20 protein-coding genes and 1 pseudogene are annotated in these 19,627 nt (G+C 53.7%); 8 read left to right on the top strand and 13 right to left on the bottom strand.

The window, feature by feature from the left end; all coding sequences use genetic code 11:
• Nucleotides 1-123: 123 nt before the first annotated feature.
• The 4 genes and pseudogenes from FKN99_RS15480 to FKN99_RS15470 all read right to left on the bottom strand — a co-directional run bounded on the left by FKN99_RS15480 (nucleotide 124) and on the right by FKN99_RS15470 (nucleotide 2,859).
• Nucleotides 124-726, bottom strand: coding sequence for a CBS domain-containing protein (locus tag FKN99_RS15480; protein WP_087110219.1), 603 nt, complete (start codon nucleotides 724-726; stop codon nucleotides 124-126).
• Nucleotides 727-826: 100 nt separating this feature from the next.
• Nucleotides 827-1,342 carry a sensor histidine kinase gene (locus tag FKN99_RS18160; protein WP_406565436.1) on the bottom strand — a complete coding sequence of 172 codons (516 nt, stop codon included), beginning with the start codon at nucleotides 1,340-1,342 and terminating at the stop codon, nucleotides 827-829.
• A gap of 24 nt (nucleotides 1,343-1,366) precedes the next feature.
• Nucleotides 1,367-2,122 (bottom strand): annotated as a pseudogene (locus FKN99_RS18155) (sensor histidine kinase N-terminal domain-containing protein); the annotation flags it as partial.
• 56 nt (nucleotides 2,123-2,178) lie between these two features.
• Nucleotides 2,179-2,859 carry a response regulator gene (locus tag FKN99_RS15470; protein WP_172118708.1) on the bottom strand — a complete coding sequence of 227 codons (681 nt, stop codon included), beginning with the start codon at nucleotides 2,857-2,859 and terminating at the stop codon, nucleotides 2,179-2,181.
• A gap of 117 nt (nucleotides 2,860-2,976) precedes the next feature.
• Between FKN99_RS15470 and FKN99_RS15465 the strand changes: the two genes are divergently transcribed.
• Nucleotides 2,977-3,876: a GNAT family N-acetyltransferase gene (locus tag FKN99_RS15465; RefSeq protein ID WP_172118707.1), complete on the top strand. Its 900-nt coding sequence runs from the start codon at nucleotides 2,977-2,979 to the stop codon at nucleotides 3,874-3,876.
• 406 nt (nucleotides 3,877-4,282) lie between these two features.
• Nucleotides 4,283-4,744 (top strand): c-type cytochrome, encoded by a 462-nt coding sequence (locus tag FKN99_RS15460; protein WP_319941293.1) that lies wholly within the window; start codon nucleotides 4,283-4,285, stop codon nucleotides 4,742-4,744.
• Nucleotides 4,745-4,796: 52 nt separating this feature from the next.
• Here FKN99_RS15460 and rep read toward each other — a convergent pair whose 3' ends face one another.
• A complete protein-coding gene (gene rep, locus FKN99_RS15455; RefSeq protein ID WP_087110229.1) occupies nucleotides 4,797-6,866 on the bottom strand; it encodes a DNA helicase Rep in 2,070 nt (689 codons plus the stop codon).
• 76 nt (nucleotides 6,867-6,942) lie between these two features.
• On the opposite strand from rep, the gene FKN99_RS15450 reads away from it, so the two are divergent.
• Nucleotides 6,943-7,413, top strand: coding sequence for a tRNA (cytidine(34)-2'-O)-methyltransferase (locus FKN99_RS15450; RefSeq protein WP_172118758.1), 471 nt, complete (start codon nucleotides 6,943-6,945; stop codon nucleotides 7,411-7,413).
• On the opposite strand, the gene pyrE is transcribed toward FKN99_RS15450, so the two are convergent.
• Nucleotides 7,414-8,079 (bottom strand): orotate phosphoribosyltransferase, encoded by a 666-nt coding sequence (gene pyrE / locus FKN99_RS15445; protein ID WP_172118706.1) that lies wholly within the window; start codon nucleotides 8,077-8,079, stop codon nucleotides 7,414-7,416.
• A gap of 141 nt (nucleotides 8,080-8,220) precedes the next feature.
• Between pyrE and FKN99_RS15440 the strand changes: the two genes are divergently transcribed.
• Complete coding sequence (locus tag FKN99_RS15440; RefSeq protein ID WP_172118705.1) at nucleotides 8,221-8,988, top strand: exodeoxyribonuclease III; 768 nt, start codon at nucleotides 8,221-8,223, stop codon at nucleotides 8,986-8,988.
• Between the two features lie 78 nt (nucleotides 8,989-9,066).
• Here FKN99_RS15440 and rph read toward each other — a convergent pair whose 3' ends face one another.
• Nucleotides 9,067-9,804 carry a ribonuclease PH gene (rph, locus tag FKN99_RS15435; RefSeq protein WP_172118704.1) on the bottom strand — a complete coding sequence of 246 codons (738 nt, stop codon included), beginning with the start codon at nucleotides 9,802-9,804 and terminating at the stop codon, nucleotides 9,067-9,069.
• Nucleotides 9,805-9,933: 129 nt separating this feature from the next.
• Between rph and FKN99_RS15430 the strand changes: the two genes are divergently transcribed.
• The gene (locus FKN99_RS15430) at nucleotides 9,934-10,812 is read left to right on the top strand and encodes a YicC/YloC family endoribonuclease (RefSeq protein ID WP_172118703.1); all 879 of its coding nucleotides are present in this window, start codon (nucleotides 9,934-9,936) and stop codon (nucleotides 10,810-10,812) included.
• 249 nt (nucleotides 10,813-11,061) lie between these two features.
• On the top strand, nucleotides 11,062-12,312 hold the full coding sequence (locus FKN99_RS15425) for a tyrosine-type recombinase/integrase (protein WP_172118702.1): 1,251 nt from the start codon (nucleotides 11,062-11,064) through the stop codon (nucleotides 12,310-12,312).
• Between the two features lie 190 nt (nucleotides 12,313-12,502).
• Here FKN99_RS15425 and FKN99_RS15420 read toward each other — a convergent pair whose 3' ends face one another.
• The 6 genes from FKN99_RS15420 to FKN99_RS15395 all read right to left on the bottom strand — a co-directional run bounded on the left by FKN99_RS15420 (nucleotide 12,503) and on the right by FKN99_RS15395 (nucleotide 18,722).
• On the bottom strand, nucleotides 12,503-13,255 hold the full coding sequence (locus FKN99_RS15420; protein WP_216658117.1) for a glutaredoxin family protein: 753 nt from the start codon (nucleotides 13,253-13,255) through the stop codon (nucleotides 12,503-12,505).
• A 263-nt stretch (nucleotides 13,256-13,518) separates the two neighbouring features.
• Nucleotides 13,519-14,289 carry a copper resistance protein B gene (locus FKN99_RS15415; RefSeq protein WP_172118701.1) on the bottom strand — a complete coding sequence of 257 codons (771 nt, stop codon included), beginning with the start codon at nucleotides 14,287-14,289 and terminating at the stop codon, nucleotides 13,519-13,521.
• A 9-nt stretch (nucleotides 14,290-14,298) separates the two neighbouring features.
• Nucleotides 14,299-16,152, bottom strand: a complete 1,854-nt coding sequence (locus FKN99_RS15410) for a copper resistance system multicopper oxidase (RefSeq protein ID WP_172118700.1) — start codon at nucleotides 16,150-16,152, stop codon at nucleotides 14,299-14,301.
• Nucleotides 16,153-16,220: 68 nt separating this feature from the next.
• Nucleotides 16,221-17,555: an ATP-binding protein gene (locus FKN99_RS15405; RefSeq protein WP_172118699.1), complete on the bottom strand. Its 1,335-nt coding sequence runs from the start codon at nucleotides 17,553-17,555 to the stop codon at nucleotides 16,221-16,223.
• Nucleotides 17,542-18,207: a response regulator transcription factor gene (locus tag FKN99_RS15400; protein ID WP_172118698.1), complete on the bottom strand. Its 666-nt coding sequence runs from the start codon at nucleotides 18,205-18,207 to the stop codon at nucleotides 17,542-17,544. Before FKN99_RS15400 ends, FKN99_RS15405 begins: the two co-directional genes overlap by 14 nt.
• Nucleotides 18,208-18,221: 14 nt before the next feature.
• Complete coding sequence (locus FKN99_RS15395; protein WP_253927063.1) at nucleotides 18,222-18,722, bottom strand: cupredoxin domain-containing protein; 501 nt, start codon at nucleotides 18,720-18,722, stop codon at nucleotides 18,222-18,224.
• Nucleotides 18,723-18,913: 191 nt separating this feature from the next.
• Between FKN99_RS15395 and FKN99_RS15390 the strand changes: the two genes are divergently transcribed.
• Together FKN99_RS15390 and FKN99_RS15385 are read left to right on the top strand one after the other, a co-directional pair.
• Nucleotides 18,914-19,063, top strand: coding sequence for a hypothetical protein (locus FKN99_RS15390; protein WP_172118697.1), 150 nt, complete (start codon nucleotides 18,914-18,916; stop codon nucleotides 19,061-19,063).
• Nucleotides 19,060-19,497, top strand: a complete 438-nt coding sequence (locus tag FKN99_RS15385) for a DUF411 domain-containing protein (protein WP_172118696.1) — start codon at nucleotides 19,060-19,062, stop codon at nucleotides 19,495-19,497. Before FKN99_RS15390 ends, FKN99_RS15385 begins: the two co-directional genes overlap by 4 nt.
• Nucleotides 19,498-19,627 lie beyond the last annotated feature (130 nt).

Here is a 19,627-nt window from a genome sequence, read left to right as displayed (position 1 = left end):
GTGTTAATCTTTAGGGATTAACACGTTATTGATAGAACACTAAAAAACGCCTCTTACCGTTTTTGGTAAGGGGCGTTTTAGATGATAAATACGTTTAACAACAGCTAACGGATACTTTTAAACTTACAGGTCGTGACCGGTAATCACTTGGCAAATATCGGCAAAGCTGCTCGCGACGGGAACCACTGTACTGACTTGCTTACCCACAGTGTTTTGAATATCGGTGGCTGATATTAAGCCACGAATGGTCAGTGCGTTATGGTCGTCGTACTGAGTGATCAACAGGTGCTGTTCAGTCACGTCTTCCATGACCAGGACAAGGTCTTCAATCGTCAGCGCCGAGAGCTGTTCCAGCGTCATCGCACTGAGTTTATCCCAAGAGGTCATGATCATATCCGCGGTTATTTCGTCGCGGTCAAGATTGCGCTGCTGCATGGCCAGGTTAATACGGCGTGTGCCGATCAACTCTTTGGCGGTAAGAATACCGATGCAGTGCTCATTTTTGTCGGTTACAAACAGAAGCCGCACACCGCTATAACGCATTTTGAGATGTGCCTCATCAACAGGCGTGTCGGCGGCGACTGAATGAGGTTTCAGCGTTTGAAAGTCGGTAAGTACATCCAGCGCTGAACTTTCAGTCGTTAACCGCTTGGCACTCGGCGACTTAAGGCGGGGAGCGGCGCTGAATTTAATTAACGTTTTAGGTGCAAAAGCCACTTGATTCATCAGGGAACCTCCATTTTTATTTGGCCAACGGCTTACTGCCAATCAGCCTGGTACCCTCAGAGTCACAGTTAATTCTTATCGGAACCTTAAGGCTTGAAAACTAGCCTTGGCCGCTGTGGCGATTAAGCGTGACCTGTACGCGCAAACCGCCCCCTGGCGCATCATCAAATACCAGGCTGCCCGCATGCTGCGCCACTATCCGTTCCACAATGGATAACCCCAATCCTGACCCTGCGCCGGGGCCTGCGCGGTGAAAGCGCTCTGTAACGGCCTTGCGGGCTGATAAAGGAATCCCCGGGCCCTGGTCATCCACCACTAAAATAATGGCGCTCAATTCCGCCTTAAGCTGAACGTGGATAGTTCCTTGAGGGGGAGAGTGCTGAATGGCGTTGCCCACCAGGTTTTGCACGAGTGCTCCCAAGGTGCCGGGGACTTCGTTTAACGCCCACTGGCCCTGTTCATCGGCCTCTAGCTGCAGCGTTTGCTGCTGTTGCTGGGCGAGGGGAAGTAGCTTGGCCAGTGCGTCACGTACCTCAAACAGCGCATCAACAGGGCGTAATGGCAGGCTTGTTTCATCCGGGTCAAGCCTTGCTAGCGTTAACAGCTGGCTGACCAAATGCGTCGAACGGGCAACGCCTTGGCGCAAATAATGAAGCGACTCCTCACGGTCCTGTGGGCTTTCTGCGGCCAAGGCGTTTTGGGCATGAAGGTCGAGTACGGCAAGCGGCGTACGCAGTTCATGGGCGGCATCGGCGATAAAACGTTTTTCGCGCTCGCGTAAACGCTGGATGCGCATCAACAGGCGATTGAGTGCACCGGAAATCGTCGCCAGCTCATACGGCAGAGGCGCAAGCTTAAGGGGTTGAAGATTATGTGGGTCTCGGTTGCGGATTTGCTCTGCCATTCTCGACAGCGGTGAAAGCCCCCAGCCGATGCTCCACCACAATAAAGACGTTAAGACGATTAACCCCATAAATTCGGGCAGCAGCGTACGCAGCGCTACCCGCCTGACCAAACGTAAGCGGATATCGTCACGCTCACCCACAATGACCCTGCGTCCCTCGGCAAGCGAAAGCGTATAGGTTTGCCACGTTTGCCCCTGGTACTGTTGCCGGGTGTAGCCACTTTGCGATGCGGCAAGCGGCGCTAATGGTGCATCGGTTGAGCGTAGCAGTAGTTTATCGCCTTCCCACAGTTGAAAGACGAGTGCCTCAGGATTGCGCTGCTTGGTTTGCAGCGTATTTTCTACGCTTTGCAGAAGTGCCTGCTGATACGCGGGCGGAATAGGCGCCTGCATGAGCTCACCCAAAAGATGCGCGTGACGGGCAAGGCTTGCATCGTGCAACTGCTGAATTTCGTGCGTGGCGTAACGGTAGCTAACCACGCTAATGACCATAATACTGAGCAGAAACAGCAGCAGTGTGAGCCCTAAGGTTCGCCGGCGGATAGAGTTCACTGTTCGCCTCCCGGCGGCGCTTTATCCATCACATAGCCAATGCCGCGTACGGTGCGAATCACCTCAGGAAACAGCTTGCGTCGTAAATGGTGAATATGAACTTCAATGGCGTTGCTTTCGACATCCTCATCCCAGCCATAAATCAGGCTGGTCAGTGTATCGCGGGTAAAGACTCGCCCCGGGTGGCCCATAAATTCCTGTAACAGGGTAAATTCGCGCCGTGAAAGGGTAATGACGTTACCCTGATAGCTGACGCTTAGGGTAAGCGGTTCCAAGCGGATGCCGCGACACTCCAGGTAATTATCCAATTGCCCCTGGCTGCGCCTTAGCAGTGCCCGTAAGCGGGCCTTGAGCTCTTCCACTTCAAAAGGCTTGACCAGGTAATCATCGGCCCCAGCATCCAGCCCCGCTATGCGGTCATTGATACCGTCGCGGGCGGTGAGTACCAATATCGGAATTTGGCTGCCTTGGCGGCGTACCGCCTTGATAATGTGGAGGCCATCCAAACCCGGCAAGCCCAAATCGAGAATGACAGCATCAAACGGCTCAGCCTCTTTTAGTGCCATAAGGGCACTATTGCCGTTATCCAGGTGATCAACCGTATAGTGTTCCGGCTTGAGCGCCAGGCGAATGCCCGAAGACAAGCTGGCGTCGTCCTCAACCAGCAGTATGCGCATGGTGTTAGTCACTCCTGTAGCAACGGCCCGGTAAGAAGTAACAAAAGGTAGCATCGTTAGGGGGAGTCAGTCAGGATTAACATCAACGAAAGCAGCACAGTGGCGCCCAGATTACTAATGAAGCCGACGGTCGATAGTGCATTTGTGAGTATTTGCCCTTCAACGCAGCGTAGGGAAGCCCTGCTTCACTTAGCGGCGGTGCATGAACCGTCCTTGCAATCGGCGCTGCACACCGCTCTAACGTCAGCCCCGCAGGCAGCCTGGGACGGGCTATGGGTCTATCAGCAGCACGGCCGTATTAGCGGTGCGCTGTGGGTGCAGCCGCTCGCTCACGCCACCGCACAGCTATGGCTTCCTTGCCAGGATGATCCAACAAGCCAAGCCTTACTAAGCGCTGCTCATGATTGGGTAACCACGCAGGGAATAACGCTTTGCCACGTGGTCTTGCCGCCCAGCCACTATGCGTGGGAGGCAACGCTGCTTGCGCATAATATGGTGCGCTTGGCCAAACTACACTATTTGTCCATTACGCTGGCGGCCACGGAGGCGGTACCTTCAACGGATTCGCCAATTTGGCTAGCACCTTTTAGTGAGCTAAGCACCGCCGTGCAAACCGACCTGATCGACTCCATTAGCCAAGGCTCGCTGGACTGCCCAGCACTGCGAGAATCGCTTTCCAGCGAAGCGCTGCTGGCCGGTTTTTATGATCAGGCACCTACGGCGCCGAACCATTGGTACAGCGTTAACCTGGGCGATGAGCGGGTGGGCGTGTTGCTGTTAGCGCCACGGTCGGCTCACTGCTGGGAGCTTTTATTAATGGGCGTCACGGCGCAATGGCGCGGTAAGGGCATCGGTCGAAACGTGTTAACCGAGGCTTTTAACCTGGCAATTAACCAAGGGGCAAACGAGATGATATTGACCGTCGATACTCGCAATACGCCCGCTTGGCGCCTTTATCAACAGGCGGGGTTCATCGGTTATGCCGAGCAGCGCCTGCTTGCCTGGAAAAATGCCTAGCTTACCGCTTCAAGCCCATAATGAAGCACGAGAATTTCTCTATTCAAAAGGTAATATTAAGCCTGCTTTTTAATTTTTCTTCTATACTGTGAGCGCGGTATTGAGGAATGCTTCTTTTATTCATGGAGGAAACGTTATGAAAATTTTGCTGTGGATTATTATCTTTATTTTTGCCGTAGGCCTTCTTACCCTTACGGGCGTCTTTAAGCTGATCTTCTAAACGTAGGCCTTTAAATCACTGTTTAGACCCTTTTGTTATTATGTCACTCGATAGGTGGCTCTCACCTATCGCCCTCTGGCTATCTGTGAAAAAAAAGATATTATCTCCCGGTATATTTTCCTGGAACACGGTTATCGATACAGGATTAAACGCCGCTATTATGGCGATAAACGCCAAGGGGGCAGGGTGAATTTCAAATGTATGCTGGGCGGGATAGTTGCGTTAGGAGTGCTATCGAGCGCCGCACTTGCTGATGCAGAGGCCGAGGATGCAGCGCTTGCCGAGCGCCTTGCGCCAGTTGGCAAGCTCTGCCTGCAAGGACAAACATGCCAACGTGCGGTGGCCCAGCCTGAACCTGATGCTTCCTTGCCAGAGGAGCCTGAACCGGAAGATATCGCCGCCCAATATGATGGTGAAGCGCTGTATGCCAGGGCAGGCTGTGGCGCCTGCCATGCGGCAGGCATTGCGGGCGCTCCGGCAACGGGCGATAACGCCGCCTGGACTGCACGGCTTGCTCAAGGCACTGACACGCTTTACGTCAACGCCATTAAGGGGATTGGTGCGATGCCGCCCAAGGGCGGTCGGTTTAATTTCAGCGATGATGAGATCAAGGCAGCGGTCGACTACATGATCGAAGAGGTCGAATAGCCTATCCACAAGCGGTTCCGGTGTTCCACCTGTGGATAGTTTGGTCTGGTCGTTACCCCAACAGAGAGCGCAGCCCGGCAATTGCATCCTTGCCGCGCGCCTGCTTCTTGTCCGGGTCCTCTTTATCCGCTCGACCTTCCCACTCCAGGTCTTCCCCGGGCAGTTCATCCAGAAAACGGCTGGGCTGGCAATCCATCAGCTCACCGTAGGCTTTGCGCTGGCGGGCAAGCGTGAGCGTGAGCGTGCGCCGCGCCCGGGTAATACCCACGTAGGCCAGGCGGCGCTCCTCTTCCACCGTGCCCATTTCAATAGCATTGCGGTGGGGCAGCAGGTCCTCTTCAAGGCCCAGCAGGTAGACATGCGGGAACTCAAGCCCTTTTGAAGCGTGCATGGTGAGCAGCTGTACGCGGTCCGAGTCATCCTCTTCGGCCTGCTGTTCCAGGATATCGCGCAGCACCAGCCGAGAAATTGCCGCCTCCACGCTATCGGTTTCAGTCGCCTCTGAGGCGGTATCCTCTTCCGGGTCACGGTTAAGTGACTTTTCCAACTGGTCGATCAGTATCCACACGTTGGCCATACGCCGTTCAGCAATAGTGGGCGCACTGGCGTTCTGATAAAGCCACGCCTCGTAATCCATATCACGCAACATGTCGCGGATAGCGGCAATTGCATCGCCCTGATCCATGCGTTTGCGCACACCGTCGATAAAGTGGGTGAACCGGCTTAACCGCTCGACAGCGCGGGTGGGTAGCGTCTGTTCCAGGCCCATTTCATGACACGCTGCAAACAGGGAAATCGTCCGTTCGGTGGCATAGTTAGCCAGTTTCTCAAGCGTGCCTGGCCCAATCTCACGGCGCGGTACGTTTACTATCCGCAAAAAAGCGTTATCGTCGGCAGGATTGATGAGTAGGCGCAGATAGGCCATGGCGTCCTTGATCTCATTACGCGAGAAAAACGACGTGCCGCCGGACAGCTTGTAGGGAATTTGGTAATGCTGAAGCTTGAGCTCTAAAAGCCGTGCCTGAAAGTTGCCGCGATAAAGGACGGCAAAGTCGCGCCATTCAGCCTTTTCCTTGATACGCCGAGTCAGCATTTCGCTAGCCACCCGCTCAGACTCCGCTTCTTCATGGCGATTCACAATCACCCGAATCGGTGCACCGTCGCCCATATCCGACCACAAGGTTTTATCGTAGACGTGCGGGTTATTGGCAATCAGCGTGTTGGCCGCGCGTAGAATTGTCCCGGTTGAGCGGTAGTTCTGCTCCAGCTTGATCACCTTCAGGCGCGGGAAGTCCTCGCCCAGCGTGATCAGGTTCTCGGGGCGCGCACCACGCCAGGCGTAGATTGACTGATCGTCGTCGCCCACCACGGTAAAGGTCGAGCGCTCGGCCATTAAAAGCTTCACCAGCAAATACTGGGACACGTTGGTGTCCTGGTACTCATCCACCAACATGTAGTGAATCTTGCGCCGCCAACGCGCCAGTGCCTCGGCATCGTTTTTCAAGAGCACGACGGGCAACAGAATCAGGTCATCAAAATCCACCGCGTTGTAGGCTTTGAGATGACGGTTATAGGCTTCATAGACTCGAGCAGCAAAGTGTTCATCGTCATCGGCGGCAAAGGAAAGCGCGTCGCTGGGCAGCACCAGGTCGTTTTTCCAGGTGGATATTTTGCTCTGCACGGCATTGATCTGCTCGGCGTCGACCTGGGCGTCCTTGTTCATCAGGTCACGCAGCAGCGCCTTGGCATCTTCCGGGTCGAACAGCGAAAACCCCGGCTTGTACCCCAGCGTCTTCAGCTCGCCACGAATAATATTAAGCCCCAGGGTGTGAAAGGTGGAGACGGTAAGGCCATGACCCTCCTTGCCTTTCAACATTTGCCCTACGCGCTCTTTCATCTCGCGGGCGGCTTTGTTGGTGAACGTGACCGCCGCAATCCGGCGCGCACTCATTCCACATTCCTGAACCAGATACGCAATCTTGGTGGTGATAACGCTGGTTTTGCCGGAACCCGCGCCCGCTAATACCAGGCAGGGGCCATCAATGTAACGCACGGCTTCCTGCTGGCGCGGGTTAAGGCCTTTAATGCGGCTAAGAATGGATTGCGGGGGCGAGGGCGTCATTAGGCACGTTATCCTTGGCGGTTTTTCATCTACAATCAGGCGTTTCTACGCGCACAATATGGATAGGCAGGTGGTGATGTTTGAAGTAGCGCTGTTTGAGCCGCGTATGGCACCCAACACGGGTAATATCATGCGCCTGGTAGCCAACAATGGCTGTCGTTTACATTTAATCGAGCCGCTGGGCTTTGATCTTGAAGAAAAAAAGCTGCGCCGTGCTGGGCTTGATTACCGCGACCTGGCGAATGTGACGCGTCATGCTGATTTTGCTGCGTTCCAAAAAGCTCTGCCTGAGCGGCGAATTTGGGCAATTACCACCAAGGGTACACGGCCCCACAGCGAGGCAGATTTTGCGGCTGGCGATGTACTGCTGTTTGGTTCTGAAACGGCTGGTCTCTCTGCCGAGGTGCATCAGGCGCTGCCAGACGCCCAAAAGCTACGAATTCCCATGCAGCCCAATAATCGCAGCCTAAACCTTTCCAACGCGGTGGCTATTGTGAGCTATGAAGCGTGGCGCCAGCAAGGTTTTGCTGGCGCACTTGCTACTTAGCTAGGCGGCAATACCATAGCGGTCACGATAAGCACGCACGGCTTCTGCATAGGCGAGCATTTCGCTACCAGCATGCTCTTCAAGGTAAGTAAGTACTTGCTCAAGCGTAACGATGCTCACCACCGGCATGCCATACTCGGCCTGGACTTCCTGGATGGCGCTCTGCTCGCCCTGGCCGCGCTCCTGGCGATCCAGGGCAATGATTACGCCGCCTGCCCGGGAACCGCTTTGCTCAATCAGGCTCATGACTTCGCGGATGGCTGTACCGGCGGTAATCACATCATCAATGATCAGGATATCGCCCGCCAGTGGCGCACCCACAATGTTGCCGCCTTCGCCGTGGGTTTTGGCTTCCTTACGATTAAACGCGTAGGGCATGTCCTGGTCGTGATGATCCGCCAGTGCCGCAGCGGTCACTGCCGCCAGCGGAATGCCTTTGTACGCTGGGCCAAACAGCACATCGGCTTTCAAGTCGCTGTCGACAATGGCCTGGGCATAAAAACGGCCTAACTTGGCCAGCGCGCGGCCGGTCTGGAATAGCCCAGCGTTAAAGAAGTAAGGGCTTACTCGCCCAGATTTAAGCGTAAACTCACCAAACTTGAGAACGCCCTGCTCAATGGCAAAGGCGATGAATTCGCGCTGATAGGGTTGTAGAGTGGTAGCCACGGCGTTCCTCATTAGGCGGTGGGTGCATGTCAGCCTGAAGGCAACAATAAAACGCAGGTAAATAGCAAGAAATGGTTGGTCTCTTTACCCAAACGTCTAAACGTCGGGTATCATACAGCAGCGACGCAAAAGGGACGATTTATGAAAATTGCCAGCATCAATGTTAATGGTATACGTGATGCCGTCGACCGTGGCTTCCTGGACTGGCTGGCTCAGCAGGACGCCGATGTGGTCTGCGTGCAGAACATCAAGGCAAAAAGTTTTGAATTAGGTGACCATATTCTTTATCCGGAAGGCTATGAAGGCTATTTCCTGGATGCAGAAGAAGATGGGTTCTCCGGTGTTGGGCTTTACTGCCGCAAAATCCCCAAGGCGATCATGTATGGCCTGGGTTTCCCGCAGTGCGATCATGAAGGGCGCTTTCTGCAGGCGGATTATGACCGCTTCAGCATTGCCACCTTTTTGATGCCTGATGGCAGCGACCAGAAAGCCAAACAGGCGTTTATGGAGCAGTACCAGGAGTACCTGACGAAGATGTCGCGCAAACGTCGCGAATACATCATCTGTGGTACCTGGAACGTGGCCCATAAAACGGTCGATTTGGCCAATTGGTCGGATAACCAGCTCACCTCTGGTTTCCGCCCTGAGGAGCGCGCCTGGATGGATCAGGTGCTTGGCCCAACAGGGTTTATCGACACCTTCCGCGAAATCAATCGCGATGCTGGCGAATACACCTGGTGGCCGAAGCTTGACCAGGAAGTACCACGCAGCCGTCAGGAAGGGTGGCGGATCGACTATCAGTTAGTCGGCCCCAACTTCCGTCGTCACGTGGTCGACGCATGGATCGATAAAGAGGCAACTTTCTCCGAGTACGCCCCGCTAATTGTCGAGTACGATCTCGCCCTTTAAGCATCTTTCCCGCGTCGTCGTTAACCAATGAGCCGGCCATGGACTATGGTCGGCTCATTGCGTTGGCGATTAAACGGCCTAACCGCGAATACCCAGCGCCTCACGCTGATGCTCAAGTAGCTCAGAGCCCGCCTTTTCGGCCAAGTCCAGCATGGCGTTTAGCTCCGTGCGGTTAAACGCGCCTGCCTCGGCCGTGCCCTGTACTTCAATCAGCTCGCCGCTTTCGGTCATCACCACGTTCAAATCGGTATCGGCCTTGCTGTCCTCGGGGTAGTCAAGGTCCAGCACCGGCGTGCCTTTATAGATACCCACTGAAATCGCGCTGACCAACTGTTTAAAAGGATCGCTTTTAATCTTCTTCTCACGCTGCAGATAACGAATGGCATCCACTAGCGCGACACAGCCACCCGTAATTGACGCCGTACGCGTGCCGCCGTCTGCCTGAATGACATCGCAGTCCACGGTGATCGTGAATTCGCCCATCTTTTTCAGGTCGACCGCTGCCCGCAGGCTCCGGCCAATCAAGCGCTGAATTTCCAGCGTGCGGCCACCCTGTTTGCCACGTGTCGCCTCACGCCCACTGCGTGAGTGGGTCGCACGGGGCAGCATGCCATATTCCGCGGTGATCCAGCCCTGGTTTTTGCCGCGCAGCCAGCGCGGTACGCCCATTTCTACGCTGGCATTACACAGCACTTTGGTATCGCCAAACTCAACCAGTACAGAGCCTTCCGCATGACGGGTATAGTCGCGGGTCAGGCGGATCTCACGCAACTGGTTGGCCTCGCGACCACTGGGGCGAACAACTTCAGGACGCATAGCACCTCACAAAAAGCACTTCACAATAAGCGCGTAACTAGGAAAAGCCTCCTATTGTACACGTCTTCACGTTTAAGCCTGCCCTTATCGGGTAGACTGAGGAAAACGCGTTCTCAAAGGATAATCACCATGGCCACTTTACGTCGCGTACACAGCATGACCGCCTTTGCCCGTATTGAGGAGGCTGCTTCCTGGGGCACGCTGCACGTCGAAATTCGCTCGGTGAACCAGCGTTACCTGGAACCGCATTTTCGCCTACACGAAAGCCTGCGCGATCTCGAACCGCTACTCCGAGAAACCCTGCGAACCCGCCTGGCACGAGGCAAAGTAGAGTGCAGCATACGCTTTGAAAGCTCAGAAACCGTACAGGCCCCTACGGTAAATACCGCACGCCTGGCCGCGATTTCTGATGCGCTTACGACGATCCAGCAGCACGTGCCCAGCGCCGTACCGCCCACCACGCTTGAGCTTTTAAACCAGCCTGGCGTGATGGAAACCCAACACCTGGATCAGTCCGCCATCAAAGCCGCTGCCAAAACGTTGTTTGAGAAAGCGCTGGAAGAACTCATCGATGCCCGTGCCCGTGAAGGCGACAAACTCGCCGAAATGATCAGCACACGCCTTACCGCGGTAAGCGAACAGGTCGCAACCGTCAAAAGCCTGCTACCCCAGCTATTAGAACGCCAGCGTGCCCAGCTGCTGGAGCGTCTGGAAATGGCCAAAACCGAACTTGATCCCCAGCGGCTGGAAGCTGAGCTGGTACTGGTGGCCCAAAAAGCCGATGTAGACGAAGAGCTCGACCGTCTCACGGCCCATGTTGAAGAAGTCAGCCGCCAGCTCACTCAAACAGGCCCTAAAGGCCGCCGCCTTGATTTTCTGATGCAGGAGCTAAACCGCGAAGCCAACACGCTTTCATCCAAATCCGTGGTGGCCGAGACGACCCGCTGCGCGGTAGAGCTTAAAGTGCTGATTGAGCAGATGCGCGAGCAGATTCAGAATATTGAGTAAGGCCCAAGGTTGTTCGCTGAAATATACAAGATATTATTTTAATTGAATTTTTATTTAGGCGTTGTCTACGCTTGTCTACTGAGTTCCAGCTTAAGCCGCTGACAAGTGGGTAGTAAAGTGGGTAGTAAAATGTCATGCTTATCCATCAAGGAAGCACTGTTTGTGGAAGTACTACCCACTTTGAACGCAGCTGCTCTACGCCCGCCGTGAAACACGGCAAAAATCTTGAAGCGTTAGCGGAGGGGAGGGATGGGAAGCTTTACTGCCAAGAAGGCCCAGTCACTGATCAGGGAAGCCAAGCCGGGGCGCTATGGTGATGGCAACGGCTTGTACTTGATGATTCCTAAGGCAGGTACTGCCTACTGGATGTGCCGCTATACGTTCGCGGGCAAGCGTCGTGGCATGACACTGGGTAAATGTTCTCACCTGTCCCTCGCTGAAGCTCGTGAACAAGTGGTTGAAACCCAGAAGGCGGTTCGTAGCGGCACCGACCCTCTTACAGAGCGCAAACGTGAAGAAAAGATAACGATCAGCACGGTTCAGGATCTGTTTGACGATTGGTATCAGGAGCTAGAGAAGCGCCTTAAACACCCTAATATCCCAAAACGCGTATTTGAAAGAGATATTGCTCCCGCCATTGGCGCGATGACATTGGCTAGTGTTACCCCGATGGATATCCGAACCATCGTCAGAAAAGTGACAAGTAGCGGCCGGCCAACCATTGCAAACGATGCGTTGATGTATTTGAAACAGCTCTTTAATCACGGCATCAAGCTGGGTCTTCTTACCTATAACCCGGCTTCTGCTTTCAATGTCAATGATGCGGGTGGGGTCGAAAAAAGCCGCGATAGAGCACTGAGCATAGATGAACTCAGCTTTGCCTTTGCTGTGTTCAGGGAGAATCGCATTAGCTTTACGCGTGATAACTATCTCGCTTGCGCGTTGCTTGTTGTATTAGGAGTACGCAAAACAGAGCTTACAGAAGCTAAATGGTCTGAATTTGACCTGACCAATGCGAAATGGATTTTACCCGGAGAGCGTAGTAAATCAGGAGTTGGGATTGCGATTCCTCTTCCTCTACAGGCTATCGCCTGGCTAGATGAGCTTCAGGTTCGTGCTTGTGGTTCGCCGTATGTGTTTCCCAGTCGTCGCATCAGCAAGCAGCCTCATATGGGTAAGGACACACTGAACCGAGCCATTGCCAAGCTATTTGGTAAGGAGCCTGGAAAGAAGCAACAGTCCGAGAACAAAATGGGCGAGCTTACCGAATTTACCGTGCATGACTTAAGACGTACCTGCCGCAGCCTGTTGGCCGCTGCAGGTGTACCGGGCCACGTTGCCGAGCGCTGCTTGAATCACAAGCTTAAGGGTGTCGAAGGTATTTATGACCGGTATGACTATTACGAAGAACGGAAACAGGCACTGATCAAGGTTGCAGGGCTGGTTGAGCCATCTATCAACGATAAAGAAAATCTAATAAGCCCACTTGGTTTTAGCTAAAGGCCTAAGCTTATAACAATCCTTGATATCGCATTACATATTCTTATAACTTACACCGCCTATTGGTGCTTGAGCTATCCAGGTGCCTGAAGCGGGTATACATCGTGTGGTTGAGTTAGCTGAACGCAACCTGAATAAGGGTCAGTAAATTAACTGACCCATATTTTGCCTTGGTGTATGAATGGGGGTCTTATCCCATCAACATCCTTAGCGGCATCCACACCCCCATGGCGATCATTACCAGATTCTCGGTTAACGACACAAAGCCCAGCGGAACGTTGCTGTTACCGCCCACGCAGGCGCATTTAAGCTCACGCTTGTCGATATACACGGCTTTAAACACGGAGGCCGCCCCTACCGTACCGACAAATAGCGCCAGTGGTGCTGCAAGCCAAATTAACGCACCAGCCAGCATTAAAATGCCTGCAAGCGTCTCGGCGTAGGGGTAAAAATAGCTGTAGGGAACGTAGCGCTGTGCCAGCAGGTCGTAATTCAAAAACATACTGCTGAAACTTTCTACATCCTGCAGTTTCTGCAAGCCCAGCAGCACCATCGCTGAAGCAACTGCGAGCTCCGGCATTCGCACCGTAAATAGTGTGCCCTCGGTGACCCAGCTAATCGCCAAGCCGATCAGCAGTGCGGTGGTGAAAATAGCAATAACCGGCCGGTAAGTAGTTTCTTTTGCGTTGGGCAGGCCCATTCCAAGATGCTCACGCAGCTCTTCGTAGCCGCCGATGCGCTGGTCACCAATGTACACCTGGGGCGTCGTGGCGACGTTTTCCTGCTCCTTGAATGCGTCAATCTCGTCGCGGGACGTTAAGGTGTGGTCTTCGACCTTAAAGCCTTTGCGCTTGAGTAAATCCACGGTCTTCAAACCGAACGGGCACATATGCTCGGCGGTTTTCATCCGGTATACCCGCGCGCTTTGCTGTGATGATGCCATGGCAATCTCCCTCTTTTTGCCTTATCAAAGCTATAAATGTAGTGCCTGGGGTTGCCTATAGGTCAAGCATTGCTGTAAGGCTGTGTTTCCTCGTGTTATGTGTGCAACGAATCAAACTGTTGTTGAATACGCTACTTGTAGATACGGACAATTCGAGTGTATGGGCGACCAGTGAGACAATGACCAGGGATGTTGGGGCCAAACGAACTTATAGAAGGCTTGCCCCTTCGCAGGCTGCAAAAGGGCAATAACACCTATCATTTTCAAAACATTAACTTAACACCGGCAACGACCCCAGTGTCTTCTGTGTTATCGCCGCTGGCGCGGGAGAGATCCGCAGTGTCGCCGTACTCTTTTTCCCAATAAGCACCGATGTAGGGGGCAAAGCGACGGGACACTTCATAGCCAAGCCGCAGGCCTGCACGAACCGAGTTTAACCCTTTACCCACACCGAACTCTTCTACCTCACTGGCAGCCACGGCAATTTCGGTGCGCGGCTGTAGGTAGAGCCGCTGTGTGAGGCGCAGGTCGTATTCGCCTTCAAAACTTGCGGCCACGTCGCCATCTTCACTCACTCGCATAGCAACATCGGTTTCAATGCCGTAGGGCATCACACCTTGTAGGCCGACAACCCCATAGGTGCGTTCGGCGTGATCATCGGAGAACACACCGCCTTGGTAACCGATACCCCCCTGTAGCTCCCAAAAATCTGCCACTAGGCGGCTATAGAGTAGTTCCAGGGATTCAAACTCAGCATCTTCGCCGTCGCCCTGGACATTTTCGCCCTCTGACTTCAGGTAAACACGGTTGATATCACCGCCATACCAGCCTTGAAAGTCCCATACCACGGCGTCTTGGCCTTTGTCGGGAACGGTGTATTCAAGCCGGTCGAACAGCCCCATGCCCATGTTGTGTTCCATCGTGGGCGCTGGCCAGTGGTCCGGAGCCGCATAGCCATCTTCGGCAAAAGCGGTAGTGGCTGCGGCCATGCCGAGGGCGGCGCTGGCGAGGGTTACATAGTACTTGGTTTTCATACTGCCTCCTTAAGAAACCTGAACAACGCGGAACATGCCGGCATCCATGTGATAGAGAAGGTGGCAGTGGAACGCCCAGCTGCCCTCGGCGTCCGCGGTGATTAGCGCAGACACACGCTCGCCGGGCTTCACGTTCAGGGTATGTTTGCGCGGAATCAGTTCACCCTGGCCGTTTTCAAGCTCCATCCACATACCGTGGAGGTGAATGGGGTGTTCCATCATGGTGTCGTTGACAAGGATGAGGCGCAGCCGCTCATTTTTCACAAAATGAATTGGGCCGGTCACTTCGCTAAACTTCTTGCCATCAAACGACCACATGTAGCGTTCCATGTTGCCGGTCAGGTGCAGTTCAAGCTCACGGCCTGGTTCACGGCGGTCAGGCCATGGCGTGAAGGCTTTTAAATCGCGGTAGACTAAAACACGACGTTCATCGGGGTCGACGCCGATGCCCGTCTGGTCGTAGCGAGAGCCGGGCTGGGCTTCACCGGCAACGAGCAAGCCATTTTCGCCGATTTTCGCCTGTTCACCCGCCATGCCACCCATATTAGAGTGATCCATGCCTTGCATATTCGACATGCCTGAGTGGTCCATCCCCGGCATGTTTGAATGATCCATTCCCTCCATACCAGCATCGTCACCGCTCATTCCCGGCATATTGGAGTGATCCATACCTTCCATATTTGACATGCCAGAATGATCCATACCGCCCATGCCGTGGGCAGCCATGGCTTCCATGCCGCGGTCGGCAATTTGGCGTCGTTCAGGGATGTCGGCCTGCATGCCTTCATGCGGTGCCAGGGTAGCGCGGGCGTAGCCGCTGCGATCCATGGATTCGGCGAAGATGGTGTATGCTCGGTCGTCTTCAGGTGAAACAAGCACATCGTAGGTTTCCGCCACGCCAATGCGGAACTCATCAACGGGAACGGGTTGGACCGGTTGGCCATCGGCGGCCACCACGGTCATCTTCAAGCCAGGTATACGGACATCGAAGTATGACATGGCCGAACCGTTAATCACGCGTAGCCGTACCCGCTCACCGGCCTTGAACAGCGCATTCCAGTTTTCCTGGGGGGAGTGGCCGTTGAGCAGGTAGGTATAAGTGCTGCCGGTGACATCGGCGATATCCCGCGAACTCATGCGCATTTGGGCCCACATACCGCGCATCTCGGCGGTTTGTGCGAAACCCTTTTCGCGAACATCGGCGAAAAAATCAGCAATCGTGCGCTCTTGGAAGTTGTAATAGCCTTCCATAGTTTTCAGATTACGGAACACCGACATGGGGTCTTCAAAGGTCCAGTCGGTGAGCAGTAACACATGCTCACGGTCGTAACGGATAGGCTCGCGCTCGGCGGCGTCGATAATCAGCGGCCCGGCATGGCCTAGCTGTTCCTGCATACCGGAGTGGCTGTGGTACCAGTAGGTGCCGTTTTGGCGTACGGGGAAGCGGTAGGTAAAGGTTTCGCCAGGGGCTATACCGGCAAAGCTAACCCCAGGGACGCCATCCATTTCCGGCGGTAGGATGAGGCCATGCCAATGGATAGAAGTAGGTTCATCAAGCAGGTTAGTGACGCGAAGCACCGCGTCCTGCCCCTCTTGTAAGCGAATCATCGGGCCAGGGCTGGTGCCATTGATGGTAATGGGGGTCGCCTCCTGACCATCAATCGGGTGTGATTCGCGACGAATGGCCAGTGATACCACGGGGCCTTCTTCAACACCCTGCGCGTAGACATTGCTGCGGCCCCAGGGGGTTGCCCAGGCGGGGGTTAGTCCCATTGTGGCAGCGGAACCTATTCCTAGGGCAGCGCCGCCTTTTAGGACCTGCCGACGAGAAAGCGGGTGAGAAATGATGCTTGAGCGTGCCATGTGTAACTCCCATCAATGATGAATGGCACCATCTTGATGGAAAAAGCTGAATCAAAGCTGAATAGCGATTAATTAGTCACTTCAATCGCTAGAGGCAATGTAATCGTAACGCGCAGTCCACCCAGTGGACTATGCTCAAAACGCGAGTGCCCTGAGTAGCGGGCAATTAACTGCGCAAGGATCGACAGTCCTAAGCCGTAGCCGGGACGGCGTTCATCCAGTCGTGTGCCACGCTCTCCCAAGCGCGAAAGATCCTCTTCTGCAACGCCGAGTCCGTCATCATCAATGGTGAGCGTGAGTGTGGTAGCGGAGACGGCAATATCGCAATTAACGCACCTATTCGACCATTTGCCAGCGTTATCGAGCACGATGCCTAATATTTCAGAAAAGTCGTGAGCCTCAATAGGTACTTGGTCTTTCTCGCCTGCCGAGTGGGTGAGGTTGAAGATACGCACAGGGTAAAGGCTGCGGAACATCTCTATGAGCCGTGAACTATCACGCGTGACGTTGGCCGTTCGCCCCGCGTTAGGGCCTGCAATACGTGATCGACGCAACTCAGCATCCAACTGGGCGTTAATATCCTCGATACGACTGAGCAGTTTATGGCGGCGGTTTTCATCAATAGGTCGGTTGCCGCGTAGTACTTGGGTAACCGCGGCCAGCGGGGTTTTTAAAGCATGAGAAAGATTAGTGACTGATTCCCGCGAGCGTTGTAAACGAAGATCAATATCATCCATAAACCAGTTCAATTGGTCGACTAACTCATCTAACTCAGAAGGGGCTACTAATGACAAGCGATCACGTTTACCTGATCGCAAAGCTTCAAGTTGTTGACGCAGTTGCCAAAGTGGCGTGAGGCCACGGTTAACCGCCAGCATATTGAGTATGATGAGCATCCCTAAAAGCACGGCGGCAATCCCACCGACCCACCAGTGCAAGGTAGCAAGTCCCGCTTCTACCTGAGAAAAATTCTCCCCCACCAGTAATACGCCGCTAGAACCCTGCCACTCAAAATGGCGACGGTAGACGAGCATGTGCTGATCGTTATCTCTAACGTCCACAAGAGCATCGCCGTTCTCGTCCAGGAGAGGCGCCAGCTGTTGCTGCCATTGCGGGTCGGAAGCGCTGACCGAACCGTTAAAGCGGAGTACGTAGAGATGATGAAAGACTTGATAGCCTTGGCTAACCAAGTCTAGCGCAGCCGGGACAGCCGTTTGGTCCTGCTCTAGCTGTGCGACCGCATGATTGGCTTCACGTTGTAAGCGCTCGCCTAAAAAATCTCGTGCCAGGCTCTGTAAAAAAAAACCGTGCAGTAGCCAAGTTGCGAGCACAACCAGTAGCGCCACGCCACCTAGCCATGCGAGTAGCCGAAAACGTAAACTGCGCCGATCAATGTGAAGCAAAGAAATACCCCTGGCCGCGGCGAGTTTGAATAATTGATTTGCCTAGATAACGGCGCAGACGAGCGACATAGACTTCGACCAAGTTAGGCGCGGCGGCATCCTGATCCAAGGCATAGAGCTGCTCTAGTAGCTGCTCTTTAGAGTGAATGCGATCAGGATGCAGCATTAAGTAGCGCAGTAACCGAAACTCTGTTGCCGTTAGCGAACGCCACGTTTCCCCTTCTAAGCACACTCGTTGACCTGCTTCATCCAACGAGACGCCGTTTAGCGTAATCACCTGCGATAATTGACCAGACTGCCTACGCAGTAAGGCCTTCAGACGAGCCATGAGTTCGGCCTCGTGGAAGGGTTTGGTGAGGTAGTCGTCAGCACCCGTCTCAAGACCGATGACTTTATCTTCCCAAGTATCACGCGCCGTCAAAATTAAAATAGGCGTACTGCGTTTCTGCTTGCGCCACTGGACGAGCAAATCCAGCCCCGATCCATCGGGCAAACCGACATCTAAAATAGCCAGCTCGTAATGCTCGGTTGCCATCAGCGATTTGGCCGCTTTTAATGAAGCGGCCAAATCAACCAGGTAACCGTTGTCCTTAAGACTTTCTGCCAAGCTTTCCGCTAGCAAATCATCATCTTCGAGTAGCAACAGTTTCATGGGTAAGCGTCAGATTAGAAAGTAAAATTGCCGTACATGCCGGATTCGTAATGGCCGGGAATGTTACATGCATACTCAAGCTCGTTAACATTATCAGGGACACTCCATAATAGAGTCCCGGTCTCGTCAGGCGCAATGGTGATGCCTGCCATGTTCATGCTGGCCATATCGTGACCGTCGCCGTGTGACATATTCGACATGTCATGACCTCCGCCATTGGCCATGTTTAGCAACATTTGACGATGCTCTTCTTGGGCTTCTTTGCTACCAATCACAAATTCGTGTTCTAAATTACCGGTGTTGGTGACTTCAAATTTAACCACCTCCCCAGCCGCCATTTCTAGCGCTTCAGGGTCGAACCACATATCGCCAGCTTCAAGGCTGATCGTGCGGTCAACGTCAGCCTCGGTTAGGCCATTGTCACCACTGCCTTGGCCGGGCGCAGCCCACGCGAAGCTGGTTAACAGGCTTAGTGAAAGGGCAAACAAAGACGTAGTGAAAGTGATTTTGCGCATGGTCATTACCTCGGAGGTTATTGTCACCCTTTCTTTATACGGCGTTAACCTGAAACGAGGCTGAACCCACGGGTAAAAATGATCTGGAGCAACCTTTCGTTGTCCGCAAGGTTGCAAGACTTGACCTTGGGGTAGCCCCAAGGTTGTAAGCTTAAAGCGTTATTGCTAGCTGATTTGGTAGGAGACTTAACATGATGAATGCGGATTGTTTTGCTTTTATGAACTCCATGGGTTGGTTAGGTTGGCTAATGCCGTTAACTTTTTTACTGTTGATAGGATTAGGTATTGCCTCGCTGACCAAATATTTGTTTAGTCACATACCTCAGGGAGACCGCTCATGAAACGTTATACCACTATAGTGTTATCTAGTGCCTTACTCTTAGGAGCGGCCTCGGCTCAGGCCGCGTTGCCGGATGAAGCCACACTTTACAAAAATCCGCAGTGCGGTTGCTGTGACGAGTATGCTCGCCACCTGGAAGCGCTGGGGGTCGATGTGACAATCGTCGATAACATAGAGCTCGGCGATATTAAACAGAAGGCGGGCGTGCCTTATGGTTTGGGGTCGTGCCATACCATCGAAATAGGCGACTACTGGATTGAAGGCCATGTACCGATGGAAGCTGTCACCAAACTTTTCGAAGAGCAGCCTGACGTAGATGGCATTGGCCTGGCGGGCATGCCGATTGGTACGCCAGGCATGCCAGGGCCTCAGGAAGAGCCATATGAGGTGTATACGTTTACCGACCATGAAAATGAGCAGTATATGACGCTTTAAAGTAAGCCGGGCTGACACTATGAATTCAAAACATCACTGGGAATTGGTGTATTAACGCAATACTGCTGAGCAAGTGAGCTGATTTCGTCCTCATTTAGATGCCTCTTTTGAGGTTATTCAGGCAGCTGTT

It is taken from the genome of Halomonas hibernica (genome assembly GCF_013183775.1).
GTDB lineage: Bacteria > Pseudomonadota > Gammaproteobacteria > Pseudomonadales > Halomonadaceae > Vreelandella > Vreelandella citrativorans.
This window is presented reverse-complemented; position numbering and strand designations above follow the sequence as displayed.